The 26,976-nt window shown below is 67.7% G+C and carries 29 protein-coding genes; 15 read left to right on the forward strand and 14 right to left on the reverse strand.

The annotated features are described in order from the left end of the window. Positions 1-15 precede the first annotated feature (15 nt). The 13 genes from E6O51_RS18060 (at position 16) to E6O51_RS22540 (ending at position 11,218) form a co-directional block, all read left to right on the forward strand. Complete coding sequence (locus tag E6O51_RS18060) at positions 16-1,386, forward strand: MmgE/PrpD family protein (protein WP_136386413.1); 1,371 nt, start codon at positions 16-18, stop codon at positions 1,384-1,386. Between the two features lie 111 nt (positions 1,387-1,497). Further along, on the forward strand, positions 1,498-2,880 hold the full coding sequence (locus tag E6O51_RS18065) for an MmgE/PrpD family protein (RefSeq protein WP_136386414.1): 1,383 nt from the start codon (positions 1,498-1,500) through the stop codon (positions 2,878-2,880). A gap of 245 nt (positions 2,881-3,125) precedes the next feature. Continuing rightward, positions 3,126-4,130, forward strand: coding sequence for a porin (locus tag E6O51_RS18070; protein WP_136386415.1), 1,005 nt, complete (start codon positions 3,126-3,128; stop codon positions 4,128-4,130). A 139-nt stretch (positions 4,131-4,269) separates the two neighbouring features. Beyond that, entirely contained in the window at positions 4,270-4,878 is a 609-nt protein-coding gene (locus E6O51_RS18075; protein WP_136386416.1) for a cytochrome c oxidase subunit 3 family protein, read from the forward strand. Positions 4,879-4,888: 10 nt separating this feature from the next. After that, on the forward strand, positions 4,889-5,167 hold the full coding sequence (locus E6O51_RS18080) for a cytochrome C oxidase subunit IV family protein (RefSeq protein ID WP_136386417.1): 279 nt from the start codon (positions 4,889-4,891) through the stop codon (positions 5,165-5,167). Then, complete coding sequence (locus tag E6O51_RS18085) at positions 5,167-5,967, forward strand: CbbQ/NirQ/NorQ/GpvN family protein (RefSeq protein ID WP_136386418.1); 801 nt, start codon at positions 5,167-5,169, stop codon at positions 5,965-5,967. The genes E6O51_RS18080 and E6O51_RS18085 overlap by 1 nt, the downstream gene beginning before the upstream one ends. Positions 5,968-5,987: 20 nt before the next feature. Continuing rightward, complete coding sequence (locus E6O51_RS18090; protein ID WP_136386419.1) at positions 5,988-6,395, forward strand: hypothetical protein; 408 nt, start codon at positions 5,988-5,990, stop codon at positions 6,393-6,395. A gap of 5 nt (positions 6,396-6,400) precedes the next feature. Continuing rightward, complete coding sequence (locus E6O51_RS18095) at positions 6,401-7,411, forward strand: 4Fe-4S binding protein (protein WP_136386420.1); 1,011 nt, start codon at positions 6,401-6,403, stop codon at positions 7,409-7,411. Between the two features lie 11 nt (positions 7,412-7,422). Then, positions 7,423-9,393: a nitric oxide reductase activation protein NorD gene (locus E6O51_RS18100; RefSeq protein ID WP_136386421.1), complete on the forward strand. Its 1,971-nt coding sequence runs from the start codon at positions 7,423-7,425 to the stop codon at positions 9,391-9,393. Between the two features lie 37 nt (positions 9,394-9,430). Beyond that, positions 9,431-10,174: a Crp/Fnr family transcriptional regulator gene (locus E6O51_RS18105; RefSeq protein ID WP_136386495.1), complete on the forward strand. Its 744-nt coding sequence runs from the start codon at positions 9,431-9,433 to the stop codon at positions 10,172-10,174. A gap of 294 nt (positions 10,175-10,468) precedes the next feature. Next, positions 10,469-10,630 (forward strand): hypothetical protein, encoded by a 162-nt coding sequence (locus tag E6O51_RS21930; protein ID WP_168735322.1) that lies wholly within the window; start codon positions 10,469-10,471, stop codon positions 10,628-10,630. Further along, a complete protein-coding gene (locus E6O51_RS18110) occupies positions 10,627-10,839 on the forward strand; it encodes a uracil-DNA glycosylase (protein ID WP_136386422.1) in 213 nt (70 codons plus the stop codon). Before E6O51_RS21930 ends, E6O51_RS18110 begins: the two co-directional genes overlap by 4 nt. A gap of 118 nt (positions 10,840-10,957) precedes the next feature. Then, on the forward strand, positions 10,958-11,218 hold the full coding sequence (locus E6O51_RS22540; protein ID WP_211091454.1) for a hypothetical protein: 261 nt from the start codon (positions 10,958-10,960) through the stop codon (positions 11,216-11,218). A gap of 336 nt (positions 11,219-11,554) precedes the next feature. Here the strand turns inward: E6O51_RS22540 and E6O51_RS18120 are convergent, their stop codons facing one another. Beyond that, complete coding sequence (locus E6O51_RS18120; protein ID WP_136386423.1) at positions 11,555-12,631, reverse strand: NAD(P)-dependent alcohol dehydrogenase; 1,077 nt, start codon at positions 12,629-12,631, stop codon at positions 11,555-11,557. Positions 12,632-12,852: 221 nt separating this feature from the next. On the opposite strand from E6O51_RS18120, the gene E6O51_RS18125 reads away from it, so the two are divergent. Further along, positions 12,853-13,761 (forward strand): AraC family transcriptional regulator, encoded by a 909-nt coding sequence (locus E6O51_RS18125; RefSeq protein ID WP_230976843.1) that lies wholly within the window; start codon positions 12,853-12,855, stop codon positions 13,759-13,761. Positions 13,762-13,789: 28 nt separating this feature from the next. Here the strand turns inward: E6O51_RS18125 and E6O51_RS18130 are convergent, their stop codons facing one another. Then, complete coding sequence (locus tag E6O51_RS18130; RefSeq protein WP_136386425.1) at positions 13,790-14,596, reverse strand: type VI secretion system protein TssA; 807 nt, start codon at positions 14,594-14,596, stop codon at positions 13,790-13,792. A gap of 51 nt (positions 14,597-14,647) precedes the next feature. Then, entirely contained in the window at positions 14,648-15,607 is a 960-nt protein-coding gene (locus E6O51_RS18135) for an AraC family transcriptional regulator (RefSeq protein ID WP_211091455.1), read from the reverse strand. A 74-nt stretch (positions 15,608-15,681) separates the two neighbouring features. Here E6O51_RS18135 and E6O51_RS18140 point away from each other — a divergent pair, with 74 nt between their 5' ends. Then, entirely contained in the window at positions 15,682-16,449 is a 768-nt protein-coding gene (locus E6O51_RS18140) for an SDR family oxidoreductase (RefSeq protein WP_136386427.1), read from the forward strand. 120 nt (positions 16,450-16,569) lie between these two features. On the opposite strand, the gene E6O51_RS18145 is transcribed toward E6O51_RS18140, so the two are convergent. The 11 genes from E6O51_RS18145 to E6O51_RS18195 all read right to left on the reverse strand — a co-directional run bounded on the left by E6O51_RS18145 (position 16,570) and on the right by E6O51_RS18195 (position 26,958). Further along, positions 16,570-18,090, reverse strand: a complete 1,521-nt coding sequence (locus tag E6O51_RS18145; RefSeq protein ID WP_136386496.1) for a nitrite reductase — start codon at positions 18,088-18,090, stop codon at positions 16,570-16,572. A 188-nt stretch (positions 18,091-18,278) separates the two neighbouring features. Beyond that, positions 18,279-19,499 carry a heme d1 biosynthesis radical SAM protein NirJ gene (nirJ, locus tag E6O51_RS18150; protein WP_136386428.1) on the reverse strand — a complete coding sequence of 407 codons (1,221 nt, stop codon included), beginning with the start codon at positions 19,497-19,499 and terminating at the stop codon, positions 18,279-18,281. A 63-nt stretch (positions 19,500-19,562) separates the two neighbouring features. Then, positions 19,563-20,072 carry a siroheme decarboxylase subunit beta gene (gene ahbB, locus E6O51_RS18155; RefSeq protein ID WP_136386429.1) on the reverse strand — a complete coding sequence of 170 codons (510 nt, stop codon included), beginning with the start codon at positions 20,070-20,072 and terminating at the stop codon, positions 19,563-19,565. Then, on the reverse strand, positions 20,069-20,548 hold the full coding sequence (locus E6O51_RS18160; RefSeq protein ID WP_136386430.1) for an AsnC family transcriptional regulator: 480 nt from the start codon (positions 20,546-20,548) through the stop codon (positions 20,069-20,071). Before E6O51_RS18160 ends, ahbB (E6O51_RS18155) begins: the two co-directional genes overlap by 4 nt. Continuing rightward, positions 20,541-21,611 carry a siroheme decarboxylase subunit beta gene (gene ahbB / locus E6O51_RS18165; protein ID WP_136386431.1) on the reverse strand — a complete coding sequence of 357 codons (1,071 nt, stop codon included), beginning with the start codon at positions 21,609-21,611 and terminating at the stop codon, positions 20,541-20,543. Before ahbB (E6O51_RS18165) ends, E6O51_RS18160 begins: the two co-directional genes overlap by 8 nt. Positions 21,612-21,616: 5 nt before the next feature. Next, on the reverse strand, positions 21,617-22,786 hold the full coding sequence (locus tag E6O51_RS18170; RefSeq protein ID WP_136386432.1) for a cytochrome D1 domain-containing protein: 1,170 nt from the start codon (positions 22,784-22,786) through the stop codon (positions 21,617-21,619). Further along, positions 22,783-23,136, reverse strand: coding sequence for a c-type cytochrome (locus tag E6O51_RS18175; protein ID WP_136386433.1), 354 nt, complete (start codon positions 23,134-23,136; stop codon positions 22,783-22,785). The genes E6O51_RS18170 and E6O51_RS18175 overlap by 4 nt, the downstream gene beginning before the upstream one ends. 169 nt (positions 23,137-23,305) lie before the next feature. Then, complete coding sequence (locus E6O51_RS18180; protein ID WP_136386434.1) at positions 23,306-23,665, reverse strand: cupredoxin domain-containing protein; 360 nt, start codon at positions 23,663-23,665, stop codon at positions 23,306-23,308. Beyond that, complete coding sequence (locus E6O51_RS18185; RefSeq protein WP_211091456.1) at positions 23,665-24,537, reverse strand: ethylbenzene dehydrogenase-related protein; 873 nt, start codon at positions 24,535-24,537, stop codon at positions 23,665-23,667. The genes E6O51_RS18180 and E6O51_RS18185 overlap by 1 nt, the downstream gene beginning before the upstream one ends. A 52-nt stretch (positions 24,538-24,589) precedes the next feature. Then, a complete protein-coding gene (locus E6O51_RS18190) occupies positions 24,590-25,201 on the reverse strand; it encodes a NapC/NirT family cytochrome c (RefSeq protein WP_136386436.1) in 612 nt (203 codons plus the stop codon). Positions 25,202-25,278: 77 nt separating this feature from the next. Beyond that, positions 25,279-26,958, reverse strand: coding sequence for a cytochrome D1 domain-containing protein (locus E6O51_RS18195; RefSeq protein WP_136386437.1), 1,680 nt, complete (start codon positions 26,956-26,958; stop codon positions 25,279-25,281). Between the last annotated feature and the right edge of the window lie 18 nt (positions 26,959-26,976).

Here is a 26,976-nt window from a genome sequence, read left to right on the forward strand (position 1 = left end):
CCCCCGGAGAATCCATTGAGCACAGCAACGTCCACGGCCGCCTCCGTCGCCACCCGTGGCGCACAGCTCGCGGACTACATCGCCACGGCCACGGGGCGCGCCTTGCCCGAAGCGGTGCGGCAGGCGGTGCGCCGCGCTCTGATCGACCATCTGGCCTGCGCCCTGGGCGCGGTCCACGATCCCGCGGTACGCGCGGTGCGCCATACCGCCGCCCGCTGGCAGGCTCGCGGCACGGCCCGCATCTACCTGGGTGGGCGCACCACGCCGGCGCTGGCCGCGCTGGTCAACGGCACCATGGCCCATGCGATGGACTACGACGACACCCACCCCGGCGGCCCGTGCTGGTCCACCGCCCTGGCGCTGGCGGGCGAAGCCGCCGACGGGTACCGCCGGGTCGTGCCCGCCTTCGTCGCCGGCTACGAGGTCATGGCGCGCCTGGGCGGCGGCGGCCCGCCGGGGGTGGGGCGCAGCCTGCAGCGGCGCGGCCTGCATCCGACCTCGGTGGTGGGCCGCGTCGGCGCCGCGGCCACCGCCTGCGTCATGCTCGGCCTCGACCGCGGCGCCATCGCCCACGCGCTGGGCGCGGCGGCCACCACGGCGGGCGGCCTGCTCGGTTCCTTCGGCACCCACGGCAAGCCCTTCCACGCCGGCAAGGCCGCCATGGACGGCATCCTCGCCGCTCAACTGGCGGCGGACGGCTTCGTCGCCGCCACCGACCTGTACGAAACCGGCCAGGGCCTGCTCGGTGCCTTCATCCAGGACGGTGACGCCGTCGTGCCGCCACTGGATTTCGGCCACTGGGAACTGCTTGACAACGGGCTCAAGCTCTATGCTAGTTGCCGCGCCACCCATGCCAGCGCCCAGGCCGCCCGCAGCCTGGCGCCGCGCATCGGTGCGCGGGCGGTACGCCGCGTGCGTGCGCTCATCCACCCCAACGGCCTGGTCACGGCCGGGCGGCGCGCACCGGCCACGGCACTGGAAGGCAAGTTCAGCATTCCGTTCTGCATCGCCCTCGGGCTGCGCGGCTACACGCTGGCCGCCACCGACTTCGTGGATGCGGTGTTCGCCGACGAGCGCGTGACCCGCATCGTCCCGCTCGTGGAACTCGAAGCGGTCGACGGCCAGCCGGCGCACGAAGCGCATCTGTTCGTCGAGCTGGAAGACGGCGAACGCCTGCAGGCCGATACCGACGTGGTGCGCGGCGTGCCCCAGAACCCGCTGAGCGAGGCGGAGCTGGCGGAGAAGTTTCACACCCTGGTGGCCCAGGTCGCCGGCCCCGCCCGTGCCGCCGAACTGTATCGCGCGGCATCCGCCGTCGGGGACCCGGCCACCCTTCCCGCCCTGCTCGCCGCCCTCGCGCCGGACAGCGCATCCGGCGACGGCTGAGGGCACCGGCCGCCGGCAGGCGCGGCCAACCTTTCCACATCCCCTGTTTCCACCCCAGGCTCGGCCAGGCTCGCGCCCGGCCGTCCCTCAACGCTTCACGAGGACGCATCCATGCACCTGTCAACCCTCATCGCCCGCAACATCGCGGGTCTGCGCACCCAGCAGTTTTCCGCCGCAGCGCGCGCCAAGGCCGAACTGGCGATTCTCGATACCGTCGGCGTGATGCTGGCCGGCAGCGACCACGCCGGGGTCTCCGCACTCAAGCGCGTCGTCCTCGGCAACGGCAGCGACGGCCAGTCCACCGTGGTCGGCGACCCGCGCCGGGCCGGACTGCTCGATGCGGCGCAGATCAACGGTATGGCCGCGCACATGCTCGACTTCGACGATTCCAACTCGCAGTTGTTCGGCCATCCTTCGGTGGCCGTGCTGCCCGCCCTGCTGGCCCTGGCCGAACGGGAGGGGGCTTCGGGCCGGCAGGTGGTGGAGGCCTACCTGGGCGGCTTCGAGGCAGCCGCCCGCATCGGTACCGGCATCAGCCGCTACCAGTACACGCTGGGCTGGCACCCGACCAGTTCGGTGGGTATCTTCGGCGCGGTGGCGGCATGTGCGCTGCTGCTCGACCTGGACGAGGCGCGCATCGCCCAGGCGCTGGGCATCGCCGCCTCCATGAGCGCGGGGGTGAAATCCAATTTCGGCAGCATGACCAAGCCGCTGCACGTGGGGCAGGCCGCGCGCAACGGCCTGCAGGCGGTATTGCTCGCGGCGGAGGGCTTCACCGCCGCGAGCGACGCCTTCGAGCATCCGCAGGGCTACCTGCGCGTCTACAACGGCGGCAGCGAAAACTACGACATCGACAGGCTGCTGGCGGGCTGGAACGACCCGCCGTGCGTGCTCGATCTGGGCATCAAGCAGAAACGCTTTCCGGTCTGCTATGCATGTCTGGCCCCCATCGACGGCATCCTCGCCCTGCGGGACGCCCACGGGCTGCGGGCGGAAGACATCGAGTCCATCCGCGTCGAAGTCCATCCGATCCGCTTTCCGCACATCAACGTACCCGATCCCGCCTCGCCGCTGGAAGCCAAATTCAGCGTGCATTTCTGCGTCGCCCAAGCCTTCCTGCGCGGGACGCTGCGCATCAGCGACTTCGAGGACGACAGCTACCGCGATCCGCTGGTGCGCAGCCTGATGGCACGGATTTCCTTCGGCAGCTACGGGGAGCAGGACAACCTGGGCGGCGCCGAGGTCAGCGTACGTACCCGGGACGGCAGCCTGTATCAGACCCACGTCGTCAAGGCCCTCGGTGCGGGATACGACCACCCCCTCACCCCCGCGATGGTGCGGGCCAAGTTCGAGGAATGCGCCAGCCGGATTCTGCCCGCGGCGCAGGTCCATGAACTTTACGAACTTCTCGGCACGCTTTCTTCGCTGCCCGACATACGCCGGCTGACCGCCGGCCTCGCGGAGAATTCATTAAGCCACGGGGAAAATCGATAAGAGAAGCTTCATGGAAAATAAAACGCGAATTTCATCCGACCGCCAACATGAATATATTTCCACAATAAATACATGATGTTGAACACCGATTCCGCAGTTCGTCATTTCATCTTTTCCATATTAATGGGAAAGTAAATATAAATCGTGATTTTTCCGCTCATGTACCGGCACGTAGGCTCCGTCCCTGCATTCACTCTTCGTGAATACAGAATCGAACAAATAAACTCATTCAATCGGAGCGTTTCATGAAAGGAAAAATCCTGATGCTCGGCATGACAGCCGGTCTGCTGCCGCCGGCTTCCGCACAATCGTCGGTAACGCTGTACGGCCTGCTCGACGCGGGCTACGTTTATCAGAAGACGGACGGCTACAAGGATCGTCATGCCATAGACAGCGGCAACGTCTCGGGGTCGCGCTGGGGGCTGCGCGGCAGCGAGGATCTCGGCAACGGCCTGACTGCCCTGTTTCTGCTCGAAGGCGGCGTAGATATCGATACAGGTACCCAGGCGCAGGGTGGCAGTCTGTTCGGCCGCTGGGCATACGTCGGGCTGCGCGGCGGCTTCGGTGAAGTCCGCCTGGGCCTGCATCGCAATTTCGGCTACGACTGGGGCGCCGCGGAAGCCAGCCCGTTCGGCGCCGCGTGGTCCAACGCCGCGGCGGGCCGGACGTTGGGCTATCGCAGCGGGGATTTCGGCCCCAACGGCGGACGCCTGCAGAATTCAGCCTTCTATGTTTCCCCCAGTTTCGGCGGTTTCCAGGCCGGCGTCGGCTACAGCTTCTCCGCCAACGCGGACGAGCAGGCCGGCACCAAGAACAACAACCGCGTGCTCAGCGCAGGCCTGCGCTATCGCAACGGCCCCCTGAGAGGGGCGCTGACCTACGAGAAGCTCCGGGCAACCGAGCAGATCGCAACCAGAAAGGACGCCTCCAACCTGCAGGCCGCACTCAACTACGATTTCGGTCCGTTGCGCCTGTACGGCGCCTACGGCCGGGTCGAGGACGGCAACGGCGGCATCTTTGCCGGGCACGACAAGGTCGACAGCTACACTGTGGGCGCCAGCATCCCCGTCGGCAAGGGCTCGATCCTGACGTCCTGGCAAAAGGCCAAGCAGGCCCGGGTGGATGGCCATGCGCTGGCCTACCTGCACCCCCTGTCGAAACGCACGGACCTCTATGGCTTCTACAACAAACTGACGGATGACGACGTGGACACGCGCCAGGTCAGTTTTGGCGTGCGCCACCGTTTCTGATCCTCATCCGGCGAACCGCGGGCTGCGCCGTGGAAAGGCGCAGTTCCGGCAAACTCTTGTCATAGGTCAAGAAAAACAGGATCTTGCGAAGTTAACCGGAATCAAGTGAAAGACCGGTGCGCTTGCCCAGAATTCGGGCATGGACGCCACCACCACCGTTGCCCTCGCCCCCGCCCCGCCGCCCGAGCGCCATGACGCCCGGCTGGCCGGCGACCTGGCGATCTGGATCTTCATCCTCGCCGAACTGCTCGCCTTCGGCGTGTTCTTCGCCGCCTACGCCTTTGCGCGCGCCAACGACCCGGCGCTCTTCGCCGCCGAACAACTGGCGCTGAACCGCAGCGCGGGCGCGATCAACACCGTGCTGCTGCTCACCGCCAGCTACTTCGTGGTGCGTGCGGTGCATGCGGCCGAAGCCGGACGCGGGCACCGGGGGGCACGCTGGCTGCTGGCCGCGCTGGGCTGCGCGGCGGGCTTCGTGGCGATCAAGCTGGCCGAGTACGCGGCGGCCTTCGAGGCGGGCATCAGCCTGTCCAGCAGCACCTTCCACATGTTCTACCTGTCGCTGACCTTCTTCCACTTCATGCACGTGCTGCTGGGCATGGTCATCCTCGGCGCGCTGTGGGTGAACGCGCGCCGCGGGCGCTACGACGCCGACAACATGAACGGCATCGAAAGCGGCGCAGCCTACTGGCACATGGTGGACCTGGTGTGGCTGGTGCTCTTCCCGCTGGTTTACGTGATTCGTTGAGGGCGCCGCCATGATCCGCGACATCCGCTCCGCCGACCGCCGCAGCACCGTGCTGTGGGGGCTGCTCATCGTTGCCACCGCCTTCACCTGGGCGGTGGGCGAAGGCGGCGCCGGCGGGCCGGTCATCGCCGCGCTGCTGCTAGGCGTGGCTCTGCTCAAGGGTGCGGCGGTGATCCTCGACTTCATGGCGCTCGCCCGCGCGCCGCTGCTGTGGAAGCTCCTCACCCTCGGCTGGCTGGCGCTGGTGTGCGCGCTGATCGGCCTTGCCTACTGGAAAGGAATGCCCTGATGGACCTCAACACCCCGCATGTCGACATCCCCTTCTACCAGCCGGCCGGCGACGAGATCGAGGTCTTCGAGCACGCCTGGAAGAACCGCCTGCCGCTCTTGATCAAGGGCCCCACCGGCTGCGGCAAGACGCGCTTCGTCGCCCACATGGCCGCGCGCCTGGGCCGCCCGCTGTACACCGTGGCCTGCCACGACGACCTCACCGCCGCCGACCTGGTGGGCCGCCACCTGATCGGCGACGGCCAGACCGTGTGGTGTGATGGCCCGCTGACCCGCGCGGTGCGCGAAGGCGGCATCTGCTACCTGGACGAGGTGGTCGAGGCGCGCAAGGACACCACCGTGGTGCTGCACCCGCTGGCCGACGACCGCCGCCTGCTGCCCATCGACCGTACCGGCGAACTGCTGGCCGCGCCGCCTGAATTCATGCTGGTGGTGTCCTACAACCCCGGCTACCAGAACCTGCTCAAGGGCATGAAGCCTTCCACCCGCCAGCGCTTCGTCAGCCTGCGCTTCGATTTCCCCGACGCCGCGCGCGAGGAGGCCGTGCTGCGCGGCGAAACCGGCTGCGACGCCGACCTGGCGCGCCGCCTGGTGAACATCGCCCGGGCGCTGCGGGCATTGAAGGACCAGGACCTGGAGGAAGCGGCCAGCACCCGCCTGCTGGTCTATGCCGCCACCCTGGTGCGCGCCGGCATGGCCCCGCTGGCGGCCTGCCGCGCGGCCATCGTGGAAAGCCTCACCGACGACGCGGAAGTGGCCGAGGCGCTGATGGAAGTGGTCGCCGCCACCTTCGGCCATTGACAGCCCCCGGGACGCCCCCCATGAGCCACGACGAACCCGACCTGCTGAAGGAAAACATGCCCGGCCCGCCGCTGGCTGTCGCCGCGGAGGCGCTGTTCCTGATCAACCTGATGATCCTGCCCGGCGTGGGCTTCGCCCTGCTGATGCTGCTGTGGCTGTTCAAGCGCCGCCACCCCTCGCCGCTGGTGCGCAACCACCTGCAGCAGACCGTCACCGTCAGCATCTGGGGCGGCTTCATCCTGGTGGGGCTGTCGGTGGCGGTGTTCCTGCTCGGCGGCTTCGACAACCCCTGGTCGTGGGTCATCGGCGTGCTGTACTTCGTCTGCCTGCACGCCACCCTGATCATCTTCGGCGTCATGGGGCTCAACGCCGCCATCCTGCAGCGCCCCTACCGCTACCCGGTGCTCGGGCCGCGCCTGGAAGACTGAATGCCATGTCTGCCAGCACGCCGCGCAGGGTGATCCCCATCGTCCAGGCCAATACCGCCGCCGGCCGCCTGGGCCTCAACCGCGTGCAGAAGCAGCGCCTCGCCACCCAGGCGGGCCTCTTCGTGTTGTTCGTCCTGGCGCCGGTGTTCGACCTCTTCCGCTACGACCTGGATGCCGGCCACGCCTGGCTGCTGGGCATGCAATGGCGGCTGGGGCTGGACGACTTCCTCGCCGGGCGCATCGGCGCGCTGGAGGCCGGCGCCAACGTGCTGCTGCGCCTGTTCCTGCCCATCTTCGCCGGCGCGGCGGCCTTCATCTGGGTAGCGTACCGGTGGGGGCGGCTGTACTGCGGCTGGCTGTGCCCCCACTTCTCGGTGGTGGAGACCATCAACAAGCTCATGCTGCGCGCCTCCGGCAAGCCCAGCGTGTGGGAGAAGAAGCCGCTTGCGCCCTGGGAGCCGGACGGCATGCCGCGCCGCACCGATGCGCGCTGGTGGCTGCTGGTGGCGCCGGCCGCGGTGCTGTTCGCCTTTGCCTGGGCGGTGGTCTTCCTCACCTACCTGCTGCCGCCGGCCGAGGTGTACGGCAACCTCCTGCACGGTACGCCCACCCGCAACCAGGCGCTCTTCATCGGCGCGTTCACCGCCGTGCTGAGCCTGGAATTCCTCTTCGCGCGCCATCTCTTCTGCCGCTTCGCCTGTGCGGTGGGCCTGTTCCAGAGCCTGGCCTGGGTGAGCAACCGGGACGCCATGGTGGTGGGCTTCCAGCGCCAGCGCGCCAGCCAGTGCGCCACCTGCCTGCCCAACCGGGAATCGGCCTGCGACATGGTCTGCCCCATGCGGCTCAACCCGCGCAACATCAAGCGCCACATGTTCACCTGTACCCAGTGCGGCCAGTGCCTGCAGGCCTGCGAGCAGAGCCAGCGCGGCAACCCGCAGGGACCGCTGCTGACCTGGGTGAGCGACGAAGCCGCGCGCCAGAACGAGGCCGGCTTTCGCGCCGGCCGCGGCCAGTAGGGGGCACGCACATGGAAGAGACCGTCGGCAAGCTCTGGCACCGCCTGATCACCCGCGCCGCCGGGGTGAGCTACCCGGCCGCCGCAGTGCGCCTGAAGGAAGTGGAGCGCACCGCCGGGGTGTTCTTCCGCGCCCTGGGCGGCGACCCCGGCCTGCGCGTGGCCGCGGCCACGGTGGACCCGCACGCCGCGCGGCGCGGACTTCTGGCCCGCGTGGCCGGCATCGGCGACCGCGCGGCCCACGCCCGCATGGACGCAGCCACCCTGCGCCTGCCGCCGGAAATCGACGCCTTCCCCGACCGCGCGCTGAACCGCGACCTCTACCTGTGGCTGGCCGCGCTGGCCGCCGCCCAGGCGCAACTGCCCCCCGGCCCGGCGGACGAGACCGACTTCCAGCGCAGCCAGCGCGCGGTGCTGGCCGCACTCGCCACCTGGCCGGGCGTGGCCGCACGCTACCGCCGGCTGGTGGAGGCCTATGTGCCTCGCCGCCTGTCCGGCCTGCGACCCGATACCGTTCGCCCTGAGCCTGTCGAAGGGCGATTGTCGCGACAGGGCTTCGACAGGCTCAGCCCGAACGGCTTGACTCGGCTCGTTGCGGGGCTGACCAAGCCCAAGATGCCGCCGGCCGAACGCGCGCGCGAGGAGGCCATCGTCGCCGCCCTGCGCGAACCGGGCAGCGTCGCGGCCCTCCCCCCGGTGCCGCCCGGCACGCCGCCGGCCGCGCCGGTGCTGCTGTGGCTGGCGGGCGGCGACGCCGCGCCCGCGCCCTTCCCCCGCGCCGCGAACCCCGACCCGGAAAACGCCGCCAGCGGTGGCCCCCCGCCGGCCGAGGAAACCGAACGCCACGCCCACCGCGCCGAGCGGGTGGACCTGCCCCAGGAAAAGAACGGCCTGATGATGGTGTTCCGCGCCGAGAGCCTGCTGGCGGTCACGGAATTCCTCAAGCTCAACCGCCCCACCGACGACGAGCCCGACCCCAACGCCGCCGACGCGGCCCGCGACCTGGACCAGCTTTCCCTGGCCGAGAACGAGGACCGCGTCGCCTCCAGGGTGCGCTTCGACCTGGACCTGCCCTCGGCCGCCGAGGACGACGTGGTGCTGGGCGACGGCATCCCCCTGCCGGAATGGGACTACCGCAAGCAGCGCCTGCTGGAAGACCACGTGCGCCTCACCGAGATGGCCGCCCGCCACGCCACGCCCTGCCCGCTGCCGCCGCACCTGAAGCGCACCGCGCGCCGCCTGCACCAGCAGTTCTCCGCCCTCGCCCCCGGCCGGCGCTGGCTCAAGGCCCAGCCCGACGGCAGCGAGCTGGACGTGGACGCCGCCGTGCGCGCCCAGACCGACCGCGCCTGCGGCCGCCACCCCTCCGAACAGCTCTACCTCTCGCTGGAAAAGCGCGAACGGGATCTCGCCTGCCTGGTGCTGGCCGACCTGTCCCTGTCCACCGACACCTGGGTGTCCTCCGAAGCCCGCGTGATCGACGTGATCCGCGACGCCCTGCTGCTCTTTGGCGAGGCCCTGGGCGCCACCGGCGACGCCTTCGCCCTGGCCGGCTTCTCGTCCGTCAAGCGCAGCAAGGTGCGCTTCCACCGCCTCAAGGACTTCAACGAACGCTTCGACGACCGCATCCGCGGCCGCGTCATGGCCATCAAGCCGGGCTACTACACGCGGCTGGGCGCAGCCATCCGGCGCGCCATCCGGCTGCTGGAAAACCACGGCGCGGCGCGGCGCATCCTGCTCATCCTGTCCGACGGCAAGCCCAACGACCTGGACCTGTATGACGGCCGCTACGGCATCGAGGACACCCGCATGGCGGTCATGGAAGCCCGCCGCGCCGGGCTCACGCCCTTCTGCGTGACCATCGACCGGGAAGGCGCCGGTTACCTGCCCCACCTGTTCGGCCCCGCCGGCTACGCGGTGATCCGCAAACCCGAGGAACTGCCCGCCCGGCTGCCCCTGTTCTACGCTCAACTGACGAGGTGAAGCGATGATCCTGCGTGAACCCCCGCCCTGTGCATCGATGTTCGCCCCCGAACACCATGCGCCCCGCAGCGGCGAACGGCCGCTGGACCCGGAAACCGAACGCCTCGCCGCCCTGCTCGCCCAGGCCCCCCTCTTCAACGGCCTGGCCCACGACGAGATCGTCCATTTCACCCGCGGCGTGCGCGAGCAGAAGGTGGAAAAAGGCGTCGTCCTGTTCCACCGCGGCGACCCCTGCCACGGCTTCCACCTCGTGCTGGCCGGCCAGATCAAGCTCGCCTTCACCTCCGCCGACGGCCACGAGAAGGTCATCGAGATCATCCGCGCCGGCCAGACCTTCGGCGAGGCGGTGATGTTCATGGACAAGCCCTACGTGGTCATGGCCCAGGCCCTCACCGACAGCACCCTGCTGCACATCTCCAAGCACGTGATGTTCGACGAGATGGGCCGCGACCCGATGTTCTGCCGCAAGATCATCGCCGGCCTGGCCCAGCGCCTGCACCACCTGATCGCCGACGTGGAAACCTATTCCCTGCGCTCCGGCCGCGAACGCATCATCGGCTACCTGCTGCGCGAGGACGAACTGGACGGCGAAGGCCACGCCAGCGGCGCCGTATCCCTGCGCCTGCCCACCAGCAAGGGCACCATCGCCTCCCGCCTGAACCTGACCCAGGAACACTTCTCCCGCATCCTGCACGAACTGATCGACGCCGGCCTGATCGAGGTGGAGGGCCGCACCATCCACATTCCGGACATCGGGCGGCTGAGGAAGAGCCTGAACTGAGCGGCGAAGCGCATCCCACATATCGCCGCCCCAACGCTGTGGGAGCGGGCTTGCCCGCGATGCAGCAGTTCCGCATGCAAACATCGCGGGCAAGCCCGCTCCCACAGCCATACGATCATACCGACGATGGCGCCATTCCTGCGACGGTAATAGACTGCCGCGATCATCCGCGGAAGCACTTCATGGGCACCACACCGACAGACATCGAGCACGAGAAGGCCATCCGCCTATTCCCATGCGACTGGAGCATGCGCGCTGGGCGGCTGGCCGCATCGTCCCGTTTCCAGAAACGCGGTGGGTGAGCTACTGCTGGTGGATGCGCTGCAGCGGGCGAAGCGCATCCATGACGAAGGCGCCGGCACTCTCTTCGATGCACCCGCCCCTCATGCGGCCGGCTTCACCGCCGCGCCGGGCAATCCTTTGCTGCTGTTCCTGCCGGTACAGCCCCTGCAATGACCAATCAGGACACCGCGCACGCCCCCGACTGCAAGGCCTGCGCGCACTACTACATCACCCACGACCCGACCTTTCCCTACGGCTGCCGACGGCTCGGCTTCAAGACCCGGCGTCAGCCCGCGCAGGACGTACTGGCCTCGTCCGGCCTGCCATGCATGATGTTCGAACCCAAGGGGCGACGTGCCGGCGGCCGTTCGGGGGGTGGGTAGGCATTCTAGTACTTGTTCGGCCGCAACCCACTGCAGACCTTCAAAACAAAGTTTTCATAGACAGCTAAAGTACGATAGTACCCTTTCAACATCCTCTCAGAAAGCGGCCGCAGAGCGCTTGTGCTGCTCGCATCCCTCGACCGCCCGGGCTTCACATCTCGATCTGCTCAGAAATTTCCAAAGCGTCATCGACTTCGATGCCGAGGTATCTGACCGTACTCTCCACTTCGAGGAAGACGTGCGGAATCTGCTGCATGCGGCGAGGCCTGATCCTGCGCACGCGCGCTACAAGCTTGCTCCGGCGCGGCGCGAATTCGACGACATCATGGCTGCGATCAAGGCCGGCATCGTCATGCCAACCACCCGTGCAGCACTGTAAAAGGCTGAGCAGCAGGCGGTGCGCTGACGGCAGAAATCAAAAGCCCCGGACTGGCCGGGGCTCTTGAAATGGCGTTGGTTGCAAAGGCGGGATTTGAACGTTGCTTCCGTAAGCGGCCCCTGTACTTTCCGGGACTCAAGTAACGCCGAGCTATGTGCGTCCGTGACTCTCTGAGCACAGTTCAAGACCCTTGCACTCGATAATGTCGCACAGCTATTGCGATGGACCGCGGGCCGCTTTATCGCCGATCCTCCACTTGCGTACGGTGGAAGGACGCAATGAGAGGTCCGAGGGCAAGTAATACTTTTCGCATTCGAATTCCGTTCAGTTGAACCGTCATGCCTCGACGGTATCAGTGGTCGTCTGCCCGGTCAGGGTGGCGTTGTCGATCACGAAGCGATACTTGACGTCGCCCTTGAGCATGCGCTCGTACGACTCGTTGATCTGATCCGCGCGGATCAGCTCGATATCGGCGACGATGCCGTGCTCCGCGCAGAAATCCAGCATCTCCTGCGTTTCGGGGATGCCGCCGATCATCGAGCCCGCAATCGAGCGCCGCGTCATGATCAGGTTGAACACGTTCGGCGACGGATGCGGCGTAGCTGGCGCGCCGACCAGGGTCATCGTGCCGTCGCGTTTCAACAGCGCCAGAAATGCATCGAGGCCGTGTGGTGCCGCCACGGTGTTCAGGATGAAGTCGAAGCTCCTGGCGTGTGCGGCCATTTCCTCGGCATTGCGCGACACCACCACCTCATCGGCACCCAGTTCCTTCGCCGCCCCGCGCTTGGATTCGGAGGTGGTGAAGGCCACGACGTGGGCGCCCATCGCGTGGGCCAGCTTGATGCCCATGTGCCCCAGGCCGCCGATGCCGACGACGCCCACCTTCTTGCCCGGCCCGGCGTTCCAGTGGCGCAGCGGGGAATAGGTGGTGATGCCCGCGCATAGCAGGGGGGCGACGGCGGCAAGCTGCGCCTCGGGGTGGCGGATGCGCAACACATAGCGCTCGTGCACCACGATCTTTTGCGAGTAGCCGCCCAGCGTCCAGCCGGGCTCGTCCGGCGTCGGGAAGTTGTAGGTGCCGATCATCCCTTCGCAGTAGTTCTCCAGGCCGGCCTCGCAATCGTCGCAGTGCTTGCAGCTATCGACGATGCAGCCGATGCCGACCAGATCGCCTGCCTTGAAGTCCGACACGTGCGCACCGACCGCCGACACGCGCCCGACGATCTCATGGCCCGGAACGCAGGGGAACTGGGTACCCGCCCACTCGGCGCGCACCTGGTGCAGGTCCGAGTGGCAGATGCCGCAGAAAGCGATGTCGATCTGGACATCGTGCGCGCCTGGCGCGCGGCGGGTGATTTGGAGCGGCTCCAGGGGTTTGTCGCCAGCGTGGGCGCCATAGGCTTGTACAAGCATTTGAAGTCTCCTTCGTGCATTGGCTCAGATGAACATTTTCCCGGCCCGGTTGATGAACCAGTAGCTCATTTCGCTGGTTTTCTTGCCTGATCCTATGAGTGGAAGAATGATTTGCAGGCAGGATTCTGCGTGCCGGGTACAGTCCCCTGCGGAGGTTCCAGGCAAACATGACACCCAGACACGACACGGTAGTCCGATATGGATCGCCACAAGAAACCCTCGTGCGCGTCATTGGCTCGAGGACGAGCGGAACGGGCGACTTTGGGACGCCGATCGCCGGCCTCAGCTTCTTTCGGCGCGAAGCGCCTTCACCGCCCGCCGTCTGCATGGTCGAACCGAGCATTATCCTCGTCGCCCAAGGCGCGAAGCGGATGTGGGTAGGTGGCGAGGCGTACCCCTATGACGCCTCGCGATTCCTCATCACTTCATTGGATATACCCGTCAATTCGGAGGTCATGGTGGCCAGCCCGGAGCAGCCCTATCTGGGACTGGCCCTGAAGCTCGATCTGCGCATGCTGGCCGAGCTGATCGCGCAGGGCGGTCTGCCGCCGCGTCGTGATCGAGCGATGGGAATGGGGGTGGGCATCGGAGTGGCGACACCCACCATCCTGGCGCCATTCGGGCGTCTGCTGGAACTGCTGGATGAGCCGGAAGCGATCCCCGTGCTTGCACCGTTGATCCAGCGGGAGATTCACTACCGGCTCTTGATGAGCGATCAGGCGGCCAGGCTGCGGCAGATCGCTTCCGTGGACGGCCAGGGCCATCGGATTGCAAGAGCCATCGACTGGCTGAAGCTGAACTACGCCTTGCCGCTTCGCGTCGATGAACTCGCGGCCCGGGTGCAGATGAGCACGCCGACGTTTCATCACCATTTCCGGCAGCTCACCGCGATGAGCCCGTTGCAGTACCAGAAGTGGCTTCGGTTGAACGAGGCGAAACGACTGATGTTGAACGAGCACCTGGACGTGTCGAGTGCGGCCTTCAAAGTGGGCTACGAGAGCCCCTCCCAATTCAGCCGCGAATACAGCCGTCTGTTCGGCGTGCCCCCCAAGCGAGACGTTGCGGCATTGCGGGAGCATGCCAATGCAGCCAGTCAGAGCGAGGGCACGCTGCGCAACAACGCAGCATAGGCCTCACGGCGATCCGGTACACCGCTGCTCATTGGAGGCCGCGCCGCCGGCTCTCGGCCTGCAGCATCCCCTCGATGCGCTCCAGCAGTCTGCGCATCGCACCGAGGCCCGGCGCGTCGTCCGGTATCTGTTCGGCAAGCGTGGCTTCGAGTGTATCCAAGGCCTGCCTGCCGGCTTCCAGGCATTCGATGTGGGAAAAAACGTGTTCCTGCGGCGTGCAGGCCAGTGCAGTGCCAATGTCGGCGAGCGTGGCTCCCTCCATCCCGGCTTCGGCCTTCTTGCCCAGCGAAGCACGCACTTGTTCGTTTCGTTGCGCCTGTTCCCAATCGTCCCACCCGTAGTCGCGCCCGTCGCCGGTAACGGTGAGTGGTATCCGGCGCAGCGACTGCGGCAGCTTGTGGTTGATCCACTGCAGCAGGCTGATGCGATGCTCGGTGTCCTGCGGATGCAGTTGCGCACCGAAACGCTCGAACAGGCCGTCGATCAGCAGGAGACAAGGTGCCACAGCCCGCAGGCCGATGCGTCCAACTAGCGCCTCGAAGAGCCAGGCTGCCAGTTGCAGATCCTTGCTGCGCCTGGCCAGTGCCTGCGCCGACAGTTCGCTTGCCGCCACCCAATCGGCGCGCTTGAATTCGTGTCTCCAGATGCCGGGCGGCACGCTGCCGTCTTCCTCCTGGCGCTCGTGGCGAATGCGCGCATAGCTCTCGTCTTGTGTGGCTGGATGGCCGGTGGCTGCATCTCCGGGAATCTTCGCCAGCATCTCCGTCGCATCGACTCCAACCAATCCGGCAAAGAACGGGTCGAGCCTGGACTCCAGATCATCACTGGTACTCATGGCGGACTCCTGCGTTTGTAACGGCAACCAGCACCATCATCCCGTCATCTGTCATTTGCGGGAATCTTCTGCGTCATCCCTCGGCAACGTGCTGGATGCCCGATGAGGAACCCATCGACTCGCCCGCGCGTAGCGCCCGGGAGGCTGGCCCACGTGGCGGCTGAACGCGGTGCTGAACGTGCTTGCCGATCCGTAGCCTACGCGCTCGGCGACCTCGGCGATCCCGAGATCATGGCCGCGAAGCAGGTCCTTCGCCAAGGCCATGCGCCAAGCCAGCAGGTACTCCATCGGCGGCAGACCCACCGTACGCGTGAACCGATCGTAGAACGCAGAACGCGATAGTGCGGCCTTCTTCGCCAGTTGCGCCACCGTCCAGGAGCGTGCGGGGTCTCCGTGCATATGCCGGATCGCCTGTGCGATGCGCGCATCGGCCAGGCCGCGCAACAACCCGGGCGGCGCATCCTCTCCCGACGTCGACCGCAGGGCTTCGATGAGCAGCACCTCCACCAGTCGTGAGAGTACGAGGTCGCGGCCGGGCCGCTGTTCGCCCGACTCTCCATCGACGAGTCGCACCAGCACCGACAGGCGCTCGACGCCGCGCACGTGGATCAATGCGGGCAACAGCGACACCAGCAAGGCTGCATCCGGCGAGTCGAAGACAAAGTAGCCGCCGAGCAGGCGTACATCGGGTGGACCGCTGCGCGTGCCGTGGCGAACTTCACCCGTTTGCCCGGCTGCAGCCTTGGGGTCGATGCGCGTGGGCGCCACCGGCCCGAAACCCGACAACACGAAGCCAGGGGTCGCCGGCAGGAGCACGAAGTCGCCAGTCTCCAGCGCGATGGGAGCCCAGCCATCGACGGCCAGACGGCAACTGCCTTCGAGCACGACGCAGAAGCTCGGCTGCCCGAAGTGATCGTAGCGGACCCCCCAGCGGCCGGCGCCGCTGATGCCTTTGGCGAACACCGTGCGGGGCTGCAGCAGCGCGATGACTTCTGCAAGCGGATCGGTCATTGCAGGACAGTCGCCAATTGATTCCGGACTTTCCATTGTAGAGCGTCCTGTCTTTGCCCCCTATCGTGTCACCCATGCCAACCACCCTGGAAACCACCGTGAATACCGTGCTGATCACCGGCTGCTCCTCCGGCTACGGCCTGGAGACCGCCCGCTACTTCCACACGCAGGGCTGGAACGTCATCGCCACCATGCGCAGCCCGCACGAAAACCTGTTGCCCCGGTCGGAGCGGCTACGGGTACTGCCGCTGGACGTGACCAACCCGCGCAGCATTGCCGCGGCACTCGAGGCCAGCGGCCCCATCGACGTGCTCGTCAACAATGCCGGCATCGGCCTCTTCGGTGCGTTCGAGGCCACTCCGATGGCGACGACGCGCGAGGTCTTCGAGACCAACACGTTCGGCGTGATGGCAATGACGCAGGCGGTGCTGCCGCAGTTCCGCGCACGCCGCTCGGGTGTCGTCGTGAACGTCACCTCGAGCGCAACGCTTGCGCCCATGCCGCTGGTTGCCGCGTACACGGCGAGCAAGACCGCCGTGGAAGGCTTCACCGCTTCGCTGGCTTTCGAACTGGAGGCCTTCGACGTGCGCATGAAGCTGGTGCAGCCGGGTTACGCGCCGACCACGCGTTTCACGAGCAACGGCAGCGAGCGCATGCGTGGCTTGATCCCCGAGGCCTATCAGCCTTTCGCACAGCGCATTTTCGCTTCGCTCACGCAAGTTGGTGCCGTGACCACCGAGGCCGACGTCGCGGAAGCGATATGGCGCGCCGCCAACGACCAATCCGGCCAACTGCGATTCCCAGCCGGAGCTGATGCCGTGGCGCTGGCGGAGAGAATATGATGGCCCCATGGAGCCATCTGAAGCCGCTCGTGGCTGCGCTGCTCGCGGCAGCCAACCGCCCTATGCTCCGCCCCATCCCATCCACGCGACAACGCCCGGCTTGCCGGGCGCTGTCATGACTCAATGGCTGGTGCCTTCCTCCCGCATCACCTTGTTCCACACGTTGTACTTCCCCACCGGCTTCCGCATCGGTAGCCGCTTCACCTCTTCCAGCGTCCGTGCGTCATACACCACCACTGCCCCGTCGTCCTCCCACAGGCTGGCGAGCGCGTAGCGGCCGTCGCGGGTGAATTCCACGTGGGCCAGGGTGCGGCCGGGTTCGCCTGCGATCTCCCGCACCACTTCCAGGCTTTCCTTGTCGATGACCTGCAGCACGTGCTTGTTTTCCGGGCTCATCATGGAATCGACGAAGGCGTAGCGGCTGGCTTCGTGGCTGCGCAGGAAGAAGCCGGGGCCGCGGGTGGGGATGCGGCGCAGGACTTCCCAGGTGGCGAGGTCGATGACCGTGACCTCGGCGGCCTTGAGGTTGGTGCTGGCCATGACGCGGCGGCCCTGCCAGTCCCAGGTGATGCCGGAGCCCAGGTGGGGCATGCCGGCCAGCGGCAGGTCGGCGACCTTCTTGCGCACGTCCAGGTTCACCACCTGGCCCCTGCCCTCGCGGGAGGCGCCCATCAGTTCCGAGTAGTCCTGGGTGAAGAAGAAATCGTCCAGTACGTCGTCGAGCTGGGTGCGGCGGGGGTTGAGGTAACCGGGGATGAATTCGCCTTCACCCTGCTTGAAGTCGTGGATGAAGCCGATCGGGATGTCGTCCACCGCGCGGGTGTAGCTGATCTCCCAGACTTCGGGCACGTCCTTCAGCGCGGCGATGAAGGACTGCCGCGGAGTGGCTTCGTACACCGCGGAGACGCGCGAACTTTTCACGCCGTCCCGGTCGGTGGCGGCTATGGATTTGAGCAGGTTCAGGTCGCCGTCCAGCAGCACCAGGGTGTGGGGCAGGTAGTTGGCCACGGCGACGTGCTTGCCGTCCGGCGACACGGCGACGTTGCGGGTGTTGATGCCGGCGCGCACCTCGGCCACCACCTTGAGATTCCACAGGTCGTACTTGGTGACCCAGCCGTCCCGCGAGCCGAAGAACACGTAGCGCCCGCCTTGGGCGAATTTCGGCCCGCCGTGCAGGGCGTGGCGGCTGGGGAAACGGTGAATGGGTTCCAGGCGGTCGCCGTCCAGCACCGAGACGTGGTGGTCGCCCGCCTCCACCACCAGGAAGAGGTTGAGGGGGTCGGCATCGAACACGGGGCGGTCGGCGAGGGTGGCCGGATCGACGTGCTGGATGCGGGAGGCGCGGATGTCGGCCTCGGTCCAGCGCGGAGCGGGTACGACCGGGGAGTAGATCCACTCCACCAGCGCGGTGATTTCCGCGGCGGTCATGGTCTGGCCGAAGGGGAGCATCTGCGTGGCCGGGCGGCCTTCGCGCACCACTTGGAGCGCTTCCGCCTTGCGCAGGCGGGCAAGGTTTTCCGGCAGCAGGGCCGGGCCCATGCCGCCCAGGCGGTCGGCGCCGTGGCAGGTGGCGCAGTGCTGGGTGTAGTGCTGAGCCGCGTCGGTGGCGCGCGCCTTGGCCGGCATGAAGGCGAGCAGCATCGCCAGGCCGAACCACACCGCGGCGAGCACGATGATTCTGCGGGCCAGGGGCGGCAGCTTGGTCGAGGACGGCGGACGCAGTGGCTCGTCCCGCGGGCCCTCCTCTTCTTCCACCCAGGGTTCGAGCGGACGCGGCAGGTAGTCGCGCAGCGGTTTGTACTGGGGGTCCTGCTCGCGTCTATCCTGGGTCATGGGTTCACCGTGTGCGCGGCCGCACGCCGCAGGGGAATGAAGGGCGTGGTGCGCACGCGCTCGCCGGCTGCGCCAGGGGCCAGGCCGATCTCCTCGTCGGAGAGGTAGCAGGCGGGGTCTTCCGCCCACACGTCGCCGGTGATCTGCCCGGCGCGCACGCGCGAGCTGCCGTTGCAGATGTCCAGATAGGCGCATTGCCCGCAGCGCCCGCCCAGTTTGCGCGGATGGGCGCGCAGGCCGGCCATCAGCGGGTTGGAGAGATCGCTCCAGATGGCCGAGAAGGACCGCTCGCGCACGTTGCCGAGCGCCTCGTGCCACCACATGGTGTCCGGGTGTACGGTGCCCAGGTTGTCGATGTTGGCGACGTTGACGCCGCTGGCATTGCCGCCCCATTGCAGCAGCCGGAGGACCGTGCGCGAGGCGTGCTGCGGGAAGCGTTTCGCCACCCAGTGCAGCAGGTAGACGCCGTCGGCATCGTTGTTGCCGGTGACGAATTCGTGCGGCAGGCCGCGCCGCTCGCGCTCCAGACAGGTGTCGAACAGCAGGTCCATGGCCTGGCGGGTGGTCTGGTGGTGCGCGTCGTCGGCGCGGTATTTGTTGCCGCGCCCGGCGTAGTTGAGGTGGGAGAAGTAGAACTTGTGGATGCCTTCGTCTTCCACCAGGCGCAGCAGGGCCGGCAGGTCGTGGGCGTTGTCCTCGGTCATGGTGTAGCGCACGCCCACCTTCAGCCCGCGCTCGCGGCACAGGCGGATGCCGGCCATCGAGGCGTCGAAGGCGCCGGGCATGCGGCGGAAGCGGTCATGGGTGGCGCCGATGCCGTCCAGGCTGACGCCCACGTAGTCGAAGCCGATCTCGGCGATGCGGCCGATGTTGCCGGCGTCGATCAGCGTGCCGTTGGTGGACAGGCCCACGTAGAAGCCCATGGCCTTGGCACGCCGTGCGACGTCGAAGAGATCGGGCCTGAGCAGCGGCTCGCCGCCGGAGAGGATCAGCACCGGCACCCGGAAGGCCTTGAGGTCGTCCATGACGCGGAAGACTTCTTCGGTGGACAGCTCGCCGGCGAAGTCGGTATCCGCCGAGATGGAGTAGCAGTGCTTGCAGGTGAGGTTGCAGCGCCGGATCAGGTTCCAGATCACCACCGGGCCGGGCGGGTTGCGCCGGGGGCCGGCCGGGGCGGGATGGTCGAGTTCGCGGATGAACTGGGAGATGCGGAACATGGACGGGCCTCGCGGGTTATGTCCGATTACAGCGGGCCGGGCCACCGGGCGAAATGATCCGCATCAATCGCGCAGGCGCAGGCCGGTCTTTTTGAGGATGGCGGTGGAGAACAGCACCTCGTGATCACGCAGCGCGCGGGGGAATTCCACCGTCAGCAGGGCCTGCAGTTCGCCCACGCGCGCCAGCACTTCCTCCCGGCTGACGCCGTGCACCATGGCGAACAGGTTGTACGGCCATTCCGGCGGGCGGCGCGGGCGGCGGTAGCAGTGGGTGACGAAGGGCTGCGCTCCGACGCGCTCGCCGGCCGCGTCGATGGCCGCGTCGTCCACGTCCCACACGCTCATGCCGTTGGCGGTGTAGCCCAGGGCGTAGTGGTTGGGCACCGCACCGATGCGGCGGATCACTCCGCCGTCCAGCATCGCGGCGAGGCGGCGGATGACCTCGGCTTCAGGGATGCCGACACGCGCGGCGAGGGATTCGTAGGGCTTGGGCAACAGTGGCAGGCCGGCCTGGGTGGCGCGGATCAGGCGGCGGTCGATGTCGTCCAGCAGCGGGGCATGAGGCGCGTTCATCTCGCCTCCAGCTTCATGCCGACGAAGTACTCACGCTCCTTGGGGAAGCACTGCACCGCCAACCCGGTGGCGCGCTCGATCTCCCGCGCGCAGGCGGCGATACCGTCCGGCGTTTCGGTAGCGAGCACGAACCACATGTTGAGGCGGTGTTCGCGGCGGTAGTTGTGGGCCACTTCGGGAAAGCCGTTCACCCGCTCCACCACTTCGGCCCAGCGCTCCTCCGGCACTTCCATCGCCGCCAGGCAGAAGGCACCGCCGGCGCGCTCGATCTGGAACATGGGGCCGAAGCGGGTCAGCACGCGGTCGACAAGGAGGCGGCGCAGGCGGCGGATGACCTCCTCCTCGCCCAGCCCCAGGCGCTCGGCGACCACGCCGTAGGGCCGGTGGGCGAGCGGGAAGCCGCCCTGCAGACCGTTGATGAGGCGGCGGTCGATGTCGTCCAGCGGATCGCGCGGCGGCGCCAGTCCTTCAAGCATCGGCGGCCTCCGGGTCGGGCAGGTAACAGGCACCGCACTGCTTGAAGCGGCGGCGGCTGAACAGCACGGCGTGGGGCCAGGCGTCCAGCCCCAGGCGGGCGGCGATGGCATCGCGCCGGGCCAGCACCTCGTCCCGCGCACGGCCGTGGATCATGCAGAACAGGTTGTAGGGCCAGTGGGGCGGCGCGTGGCGGCGACGGTAGCACAGGGTAACGCCGGGCTCGGCGCCGAGCTGGCGGCCGAGTTCGGCGACGCGCCCGTCGGCCACGTCCCACACGCACATGGCATTGGCGGTGTAGCCCAGTTCGTGGTGGCGCACCACCACGCCGAAGCGGCGCAGCAGGCCGGCGGCCAGCCATTCGTCGATCAGCGCGCACACCAGGGCGCCGGAGAGTTCCACCCGCTCGCCCAGGGCGTCGAAGGGCCGCGGCACCAGGGGCAGGCCTTGCTGCAGCGCGTGCAGCAAGGCGTGTTCGATGCCGGGCAGTGCGCATGCCGCCCCCTCTCCCCGGCCCTCTCCCGCGAGGGGAGAGGGGAGTTTCGTCCCCGGAACGTCTGTCCGGGCAATGGTGTTCTCCCTCTCCCCTCGCGGGAGAGGGGCTGGGGGAGAGGGGGCCCCACCGCCCAGGTCGAAACCCAGGTCGATGTGGTAGGCCTCCTCCATGGGCAGCACGATGGCCGCCAGGCCGGTATCCGCCTCGATGCCGGCGAACACCGCGTCCAGCCGGGCGGCGTCGGGCGCCGCCACCACGAACCACAGGTTGTAGCGGTGCTCGCGTTCGTAGTTGTGGTTGACCTCCGGCAGCGCGCTGACCCGCGCCGCCACCGCGTCCAGATCGCCGGCCGGCACGGCCAGCGCGGCCAGCGCGCTGGCGCCCAGGCGGCGCGCGGCGACCACCGGGCCGATGCGGCTCACCACGCCGTCCGCCTGCCACGCCCGGTAGGCGGCGAGCACCGCGTCCTCGCTCATGCCGACGGCCGCGCCAATCTCGGCAAAGGGCCGCTCCACGAGCGGAAAGCCGTGCTGCCAATCGTTGAGCAGGCGCAGGCGGGCCTCGTCCATGACGGTCAGAACCCGATGCGCACGGCGCGGCTGGTGAAGAAGATGCCGCTGGGATGATCGGCGGGCAGTTCGGCGAGGGGGCGGCGGGTCCCGGTGTCGTAGACCACCACCTTGTTGTCGTCGCGCGCGGACAGCCACACGGCCTCGCCGCGCGGGGTGAATTCCATGTGCAGGATGGCACGGCCGGGCTTGAGCGTGTCCACCACCCGCTGCGCCTCGGTGTCGATGACCTGCACCGTGCCGTTGTCCGGGAAGGCGAAGTTCACCCATACCTGGCGGCCGTCCGGGCGGGCCATGACGAACACGGGTTGGCTGTGCACCGGCACGCGCGCCACCTCCTGCCAGGTGCGCGTATCCACCACCAGCACCTCGTGGCGGCCGATGGCGGGCAGCCAGGCGTAGCCCCCCGCCACCGCCCAGCCGCGCAAATGGGGCATCTTGTACACCGGCAGGGGCTCCTCGCCCTTGCCGTAGCCGGCAAGGATCTTCCTCACGCCGCGTTCCGGGTGCCACAGGTCGAGCAGCGCCAGGCCGTCCTCGCCGAACAGGCCGGCGATGAAGTGGCGGCCGTCCGGCGTGACCAGGGCGTCATAGGGCTGGCGGCCGGCGGGGTAGCGCTCGGTCTTCGGTGCGCGGGGATCGGACAGGTCCGTGACCCAGATCTCGCCGGCCTCGAACAGGGCGTAGGCGAAGCGCTGCCCCGGCAGGTCGGCTAGGCCGACCACCTTGGAGCGCTTGCCCGGCGCGTACTCGGCCGGCACTTCGGAAAGCTGTTCCAGCGTGTCCGCGTCGAACACCTTGAGGCCGCCCGGCTCGTAGTTCTGCGCCACCACTAGGCGGCCGTCCTGGGAGATGGAACCGCCGATGGAGTTGCCGGCCTGCACCACGCGGCGCTCGATGCGGGCGCGCAGCAGGTCCACCTTGGTCAACCCGCCGTCGCGGCCGAACACGTAGCCGTAGCGCCCGTCGCGGGAATAGGTGACGTGGGCGTGGGACAGGTCGCCCAGGCCGGGCACGGTGGCGAGACGCTCGCGGATGGTGTGGGAGACCACAGCCACCTGGCCGGTGGAGCGTTCGATGACCAGGCCCAGGTCGCCGGTGCCGCGCAGGGTTGGCGTGGCGGCACAGGCGGAGAGCAGCAGGACGGCGGAGGCAGACAGCAGCAGACTCCTCATCGCCCCACCCCATCGGCAGGGAAGCCGGCCATCAGCGTGCGCACCACCCATTCGGCCTCCGGCTCGCTCAGGAAGCGCGCCCAGCCGGGCATGGCGGTGCCGGGACGACCGTTCATGACCGTGGCGACCATGGAATCGACCGGCTTGCCGGCGAGCGTGTGCGGCAGCAGCGCCGGGCCGAGCCCGCCGGAGAGGGTGAGGCCATGACAGGAGCCGCAGTCCTGGCGGACCATGCTGACCAGTTCGCGCCGGCGTTCGGGCTGCGGATCGGCGGCGGCCGCGGCATAGGCGGCGATGAAGGCCGTGCCGAGCAGCACGGCCACATGGACGAGGAGAGGCGGAGGTTTCATCGCGGTATCCCGCTGCCGTAGGAACGGTGCCTACGATGGACCGGCAAGGGTGGAAAAACCTTGACTCGAATCAACGCGGCCGGGGCGGAGCGGGGTATCCGGACGGCCGTATCGCGGCCAGTGGGAGCGGCCTTGGCCGCGATACGGCCGCAAGACCGTCCCGGGTGCATCACTCCACCACGACCTTCCCCGTCATCTCCGGATGCGGGCCGCAATGGTAGGCGTGCTCGCCGGCCGCGGTGAAGGTGTGCGACCAGCGCTCGCCGGGGAAGAAGCGTTCCGATTCCTGCCCGCTGGCATCGAACGCCACCGAATGGCTGGTGCGCTTCTCCCGGTTCACCCAGGTGACGGTGTCGCCCGCGCGGACGTGGATGACGGCGGGGCGGAAGGCCGAATCGGCCACCTCGATCTCGTGCTCGGCCGCCCACGCCGCGGGCACCGCCAGCCAGGCCGTGAGCGCGAGAACGACGGCCGGCAGCCGGCGCGCCGCGCCGGTTGCCGCCCCTTTCTGCCGCCGTGCGGGACTCATCACTGCTTCGCCGCGGTGATGTGGGCCTTGGCGTCGATGCCGAGCTTGTAGCCCAGCGAGACGTGGTGGAAGCGGCCGGCCGCGTGGTCGTCGTGGATGGCGAAGCCGAAGTTGTAGGTCTTGCCCGCGGCCAGGGTCACGTCGCCTTCGCCGCCGGCGAACTTGCGCGCGAACACCACCGACCAGGTGTCGCCGTCGAGCTTGCCTTCCGCGCTCGCCAGCGCCTTGCCGCCTTCCATCACGCGGGTGTCGGCCACGTGGCCGTCGAAGCCTTTCTTCTCGCCGCTACGCCACTGCACCAGGTCGTAGAACACGCCGGTGGCCAGCGCACCGTCCTTGACGTACTTCTTCTTGGTCTCGGCCGCGCCGGGCATGGTGCGCGAGTCCGCATGGCAACTCGCCCAGCAGCCGCCCAGGTCGGCCATCGCCACTTTGCCGTCGTCCAGCATGAAGGCGATCTTGACCGGATTCTTGTCGTCCATCTTGGCACCGCCCGCGGCCTTGGGCTGCTTCCACGAGAAGCGCAGGTAGAGCGTGCCGCCATCGTGGGCGGCCTGCACCTTGACCGGGATGAAGCCGGCCTTGCCGGCGATGGGCGTGGGCTCGATCTTCTGCCCGCTGGCAATGAGCTGTCCCATCTTGTTGGCTTCTTCGGAATGGCAGTCGGCACAGGTTTCGCCCTTCCGCAGCGCCCGCGCGCCACCGTGCTCGATGCCCTTGGTGATCCACTCCATCGGCGACACGCCGGGATAGAGCAGCGTGATGTCGGTGGCGGCCACCTTGCTCCAGTCGGCCGGGGGCCCGGCGTGGGCGGCGTTGAAGCCGACGGCGCACACGACCCCGAGCGCGCCTGCGATCATCGTTCTCTTCATGTCGATTCTCCGGTGAGGCGGGGCCGCGGCGAACGCGCCGCGGCCGCCGGGTTTACTCTTCGTCTTCCTCGGTCATGCCCGCGGGCTTGTGGTGCGCGATGCCCTTGTGGCAGTCGATGCAGGTCATGCGGTCTTCCAGCGCCATCTCGTGCTGGCGCCGCGCGCGCTGCTTCTGCGCCTCGGTGTTCATGCTGTCGAAGCTGTGGCAGTTGCGGCATTCGCGCGAATCGGCCGCCTTCATGCGCGCCCATTCGTTGCGCGCCAGTTGCAGGCGTTTGGCCTCGAACTTCTCCGGCGTGTCGATGCTGCCGGTGAGCTTGCCCCAGACTTCCTTGGAGGCCTGCACCTTGCGGATGATCTTGTGCGTCCAGTCCTTGGGCACGTGGCAGTCGGGACAGGTGGCGCGCACGCCGGTGCGGTTGGAGTAGTGGATGGTCTTCTTGTATTCCTGGTACACGTTGTCATGCATCTCGTGGCAGGAGATGCAGAACTGCTCGGTGTTGGTGGCCTCCATGGCCGTGTTGAAGCCGCCCCAGAACAGGATACCGATGGCGAAGCCGGCAACCAGCAGTCCCCCCAGCGAATACCTGGCGCTGGGCCGCCGCAGGCGGGCGAACAACCCGCCGGACTTGCCGGCAGGCGCCTTGTCGTTTTGATCCGTCATGTCTCCGCTTCCAGCATGTAGGTGGTCGACGCGGCCCGCCCGTCCGCCGCGGGAACGGCGGACGGGCGGGAGCACGCTCAATAGACGTCGTGCATGGTGTTGAAGACGTTGAACTTGCCGGTGGGCGTGACGATGGACGGGTCGGTGATCACCTTCTTCACCTTCAGCGTCTTGTCGTCATAGATGACGATGGCGGACTGGTCCTTCTTGCCGCCCCACAGGGAGATCCACACTTCATTACCGGCCACGTTGTACTCCGGCTGCACGGCGCGGCGGATCGCGGTGGTTTCGGGCAGGCCGGAATCCTTGGCCACGTTGAGCTGCACCGGCGGCTTGTTGAGATCGTTCATGTCGAACACATACACCGACTCGGCGATCTCGCGTTCCGGGTTCATCGGCGCATCGGCCCAGAAGTGCTTGGACTTGGGATGCGTCTTGACGAACAGGTTGCCCGCGCCAGGCATCTTCAGCTCCTGCACCACCTTCCAGTTGTTGCCCTTGTACTTGGCGTACTTGCTTTCCTCGGACGGGGTGGAGATCAGCGACACCACGTCGGCGCCCAGGTGGCCGGTGGACCACACGGGACCGAACTGCGGATGGACGAAGTTGGCGCCGCGGCCCGGGTGCGGAATCTTGGCGGTATCGACCAGCGCCGCAAGCTTGCCGGTCTTGGTATCCACCGCCGCGACCTTGTTGGAGGCGTTGGCCGCGACCATGAAGTAGCGCTTGGAGCCGTCCCAGCCGCCGTCATGCAGGAACTTGGCGGATTCGATGGCGGTGCTCTTCAGGTTCTTGATGTCGGAGTAATCCACCAGCAGGATCTGGCCGGTCTCCTTGACGTTGACCACCCATTCCGGCTTGGTCGTCGACGCCACGATGGAGGCCACGCGCGGTTCCGGGTGGTACTCGCCGTCGACGGTCTGGCCGCGGGTGGAGACGATCTTGATCGGCTCCAGCGTCTCGCCGTCCATGATCGAGTACTGGGGCGGCCAGTAGGTGCCGCCGATCAGGTACTTGTCCTCGAAGCCCTTGAACTTGGACACATCCACCGAACGCGCATCCGAACCCAGGCGCACCGAGGCCACCGTGGTCGGCTCCTCGAACCACATGTCGATGATCGTGGTAAGGCCGTCGCGGCCCACGGTATACACGTAGCGGCCCGAAGCCGACAGGCGCGAGATGTGCACCGCGTAGCCGGTGTCCAGCACCTTCCAGATCTTGTGCGTGTCGCCGTCCACCAGGGCCAGCTTGCCCGCATCGCGCAGCGTGATGGCGAACACGTTCTTCAGGTTGATCTTGTTCAACTGCTTGGTCGGCCGCTTGTCCACCGGCACGATCAGCTTCCAGCTATCCTTCATGTCCTTCAGCGAGAACTCCGGCGGCACGTCCGGCGTCTGCTGGATGTAGCGTGCCATCAGGTTGATCTCTTCCTTGGTCAGGATGTCGTCGTAGTTCACCATCCCGCCGTCGGTGCCGTAGGCAATGATCTTCTCCAGCCGGTCCGTGCCCAGCTTGAGCGTGCCGCCTTCCATCTTGGTGCCGTCGGCCAGCGTCTTGGCCCAGTGCGGCTCCAGATTCTTGCCGGTCGCACCCTTGCGCAGCACACCGTGACAGCCCGCGCAGCGCTCGAAGTAGATCTGCTTCGCCTGGGCGCGCTCGTCCTCCGTGAGCGGCGGCGCATCGGCCGCGAATGCGTTGCTCATTGCCATCGGCAACGTGGCCAGCGCCATGGCGCTCATGAACCCTTTCAATTTCATGGTCAGTCTCCCTGGTGA

It is taken from the genome of Pseudothauera rhizosphaerae (assembly GCF_004801305.1).
Classification (GTDB): Bacteria; Pseudomonadota; Gammaproteobacteria; order Burkholderiales; family Rhodocyclaceae; genus Pseudothauera; species Pseudothauera rhizosphaerae.

What these genes read in the sequence shown, in the direction of transcription:
- E6O51_RS18070 (WP_136386415.1), top strand. Translation starts at nt 3,126, where the DNA reads ATGAAAGGAAAAATCCTGATGCTCGGCATGACAGCCGGTCTGCTGCCG.
- E6O51_RS18095 (WP_136386420.1), top strand. Translation starts at nt 6,401, where the DNA reads ATGTCTGCCAGCACGCCGCGCAGGGTGATCCCCATCGTCCAGGCCAAT.
- E6O51_RS18100 (WP_136386421.1), top strand. Translation starts at nt 7,423, where the DNA reads ATGGAAGAGACCGTCGGCAAGCTCTGGCACCGCCTGATCACCCGCGCC.
- E6O51_RS18140 (WP_136386427.1), top strand. Translation starts at nt 15,682, where the DNA reads ATGCCAACCACCCTGGAAACCACCGTGAATACCGTGCTGATCACCGGC.
- E6O51_RS18160 (WP_136386430.1), bottom strand. Translation starts at nt 20,548, where the DNA reads ATGCTTGAAGGACTGGCGCCGCCGCGCGATCCGCTGGACGACATCGAC.
- E6O51_RS18195 (WP_136386437.1), bottom strand. Translation starts at nt 26,958, where the DNA reads ATGAAATTGAAAGGGTTCATGAGCGCCATGGCGCTGGCCACGTTGCCG.
- E6O51_RS18190 (WP_136386436.1), bottom strand. Translation starts at nt 25,201, where the DNA reads ATGACGGATCAAAACGACAAGGCGCCTGCCGGCAAGTCCGGCGGGTTG.
- E6O51_RS18145 (WP_136386496.1), bottom strand. Translation starts at nt 18,090, where the DNA reads ATGCTGCTCGCCTTCATGCCGGCCAAGGCGCGCGCCACCGACGCGGCT.
- E6O51_RS18065 (WP_136386414.1), top strand. Translation starts at nt 1,498, where the DNA reads ATGCACCTGTCAACCCTCATCGCCCGCAACATCGCGGGTCTGCGCACC.
- E6O51_RS18120 (WP_136386423.1), bottom strand. Translation starts at nt 12,631, where the DNA reads ATGCTTGTACAAGCCTATGGCGCCCACGCTGGCGACAAACCCCTGGAG.
- E6O51_RS18175 (WP_136386433.1), bottom strand. Translation starts at nt 23,136, where the DNA reads ATGAAACCTCCGCCTCTCCTCGTCCATGTGGCCGTGCTGCTCGGCACG.
- E6O51_RS18090 (WP_136386419.1), top strand. Translation starts at nt 5,988, where the DNA reads ATGAGCCACGACGAACCCGACCTGCTGAAGGAAAACATGCCCGGCCCG.
- E6O51_RS18085 (WP_136386418.1), top strand. Translation starts at nt 5,167, where the DNA reads ATGGACCTCAACACCCCGCATGTCGACATCCCCTTCTACCAGCCGGCC.
- E6O51_RS18110 (WP_136386422.1), top strand. Translation starts at nt 10,627, where the DNA reads ATGACCAATCAGGACACCGCGCACGCCCCCGACTGCAAGGCCTGCGCG.
- E6O51_RS18135 (WP_211091455.1), bottom strand. Translation starts at nt 15,607, where the DNA reads ATGACCGATCCGCTTGCAGAAGTCATCGCGCTGCTGCAGCCCCGCACG.
- E6O51_RS18075 (WP_136386416.1), top strand. Translation starts at nt 4,270, where the DNA reads ATGGACGCCACCACCACCGTTGCCCTCGCCCCCGCCCCGCCGCCCGAG.
- E6O51_RS18080 (WP_136386417.1), top strand. Translation starts at nt 4,889, where the DNA reads ATGATCCGCGACATCCGCTCCGCCGACCGCCGCAGCACCGTGCTGTGG.
- nirJ (WP_136386428.1), bottom strand. Translation starts at nt 19,499, where the DNA reads ATGTTCCGCATCTCCCAGTTCATCCGCGAACTCGACCATCCCGCCCCG.
- E6O51_RS18180 (WP_136386434.1), bottom strand. Translation starts at nt 23,665, where the DNA reads ATGAGTCCCGCACGGCGGCAGAAAGGGGCGGCAACCGGCGCGGCGCGC.
- ahbB (WP_136386429.1), bottom strand. Translation starts at nt 20,072, where the DNA reads ATGAACGCGCCTCATGCCCCGCTGCTGGACGACATCGACCGCCGCCTG.
- ahbB (WP_136386431.1), bottom strand. Translation starts at nt 21,611, where the DNA reads ATGGACGAGGCCCGCCTGCGCCTGCTCAACGATTGGCAGCACGGCTTT.
- E6O51_RS18105 (WP_136386495.1), top strand. Translation starts at nt 9,431, where the DNA reads ATGTTCGCCCCCGAACACCATGCGCCCCGCAGCGGCGAACGGCCGCTG.
- E6O51_RS18185 (WP_211091456.1), bottom strand. Translation starts at nt 24,537, where the DNA reads ATGAAGAGAACGATGATCGCAGGCGCGCTCGGGGTCGTGTGCGCCGTC.
- E6O51_RS18170 (WP_136386432.1), bottom strand. Translation starts at nt 22,786, where the DNA reads ATGAGGAGTCTGCTGCTGTCTGCCTCCGCCGTCCTGCTGCTCTCCGCC.
- E6O51_RS18130 (WP_136386425.1), bottom strand. Translation starts at nt 14,596, where the DNA reads ATGAGTACCAGTGATGATCTGGAGTCCAGGCTCGACCCGTTCTTTGCC.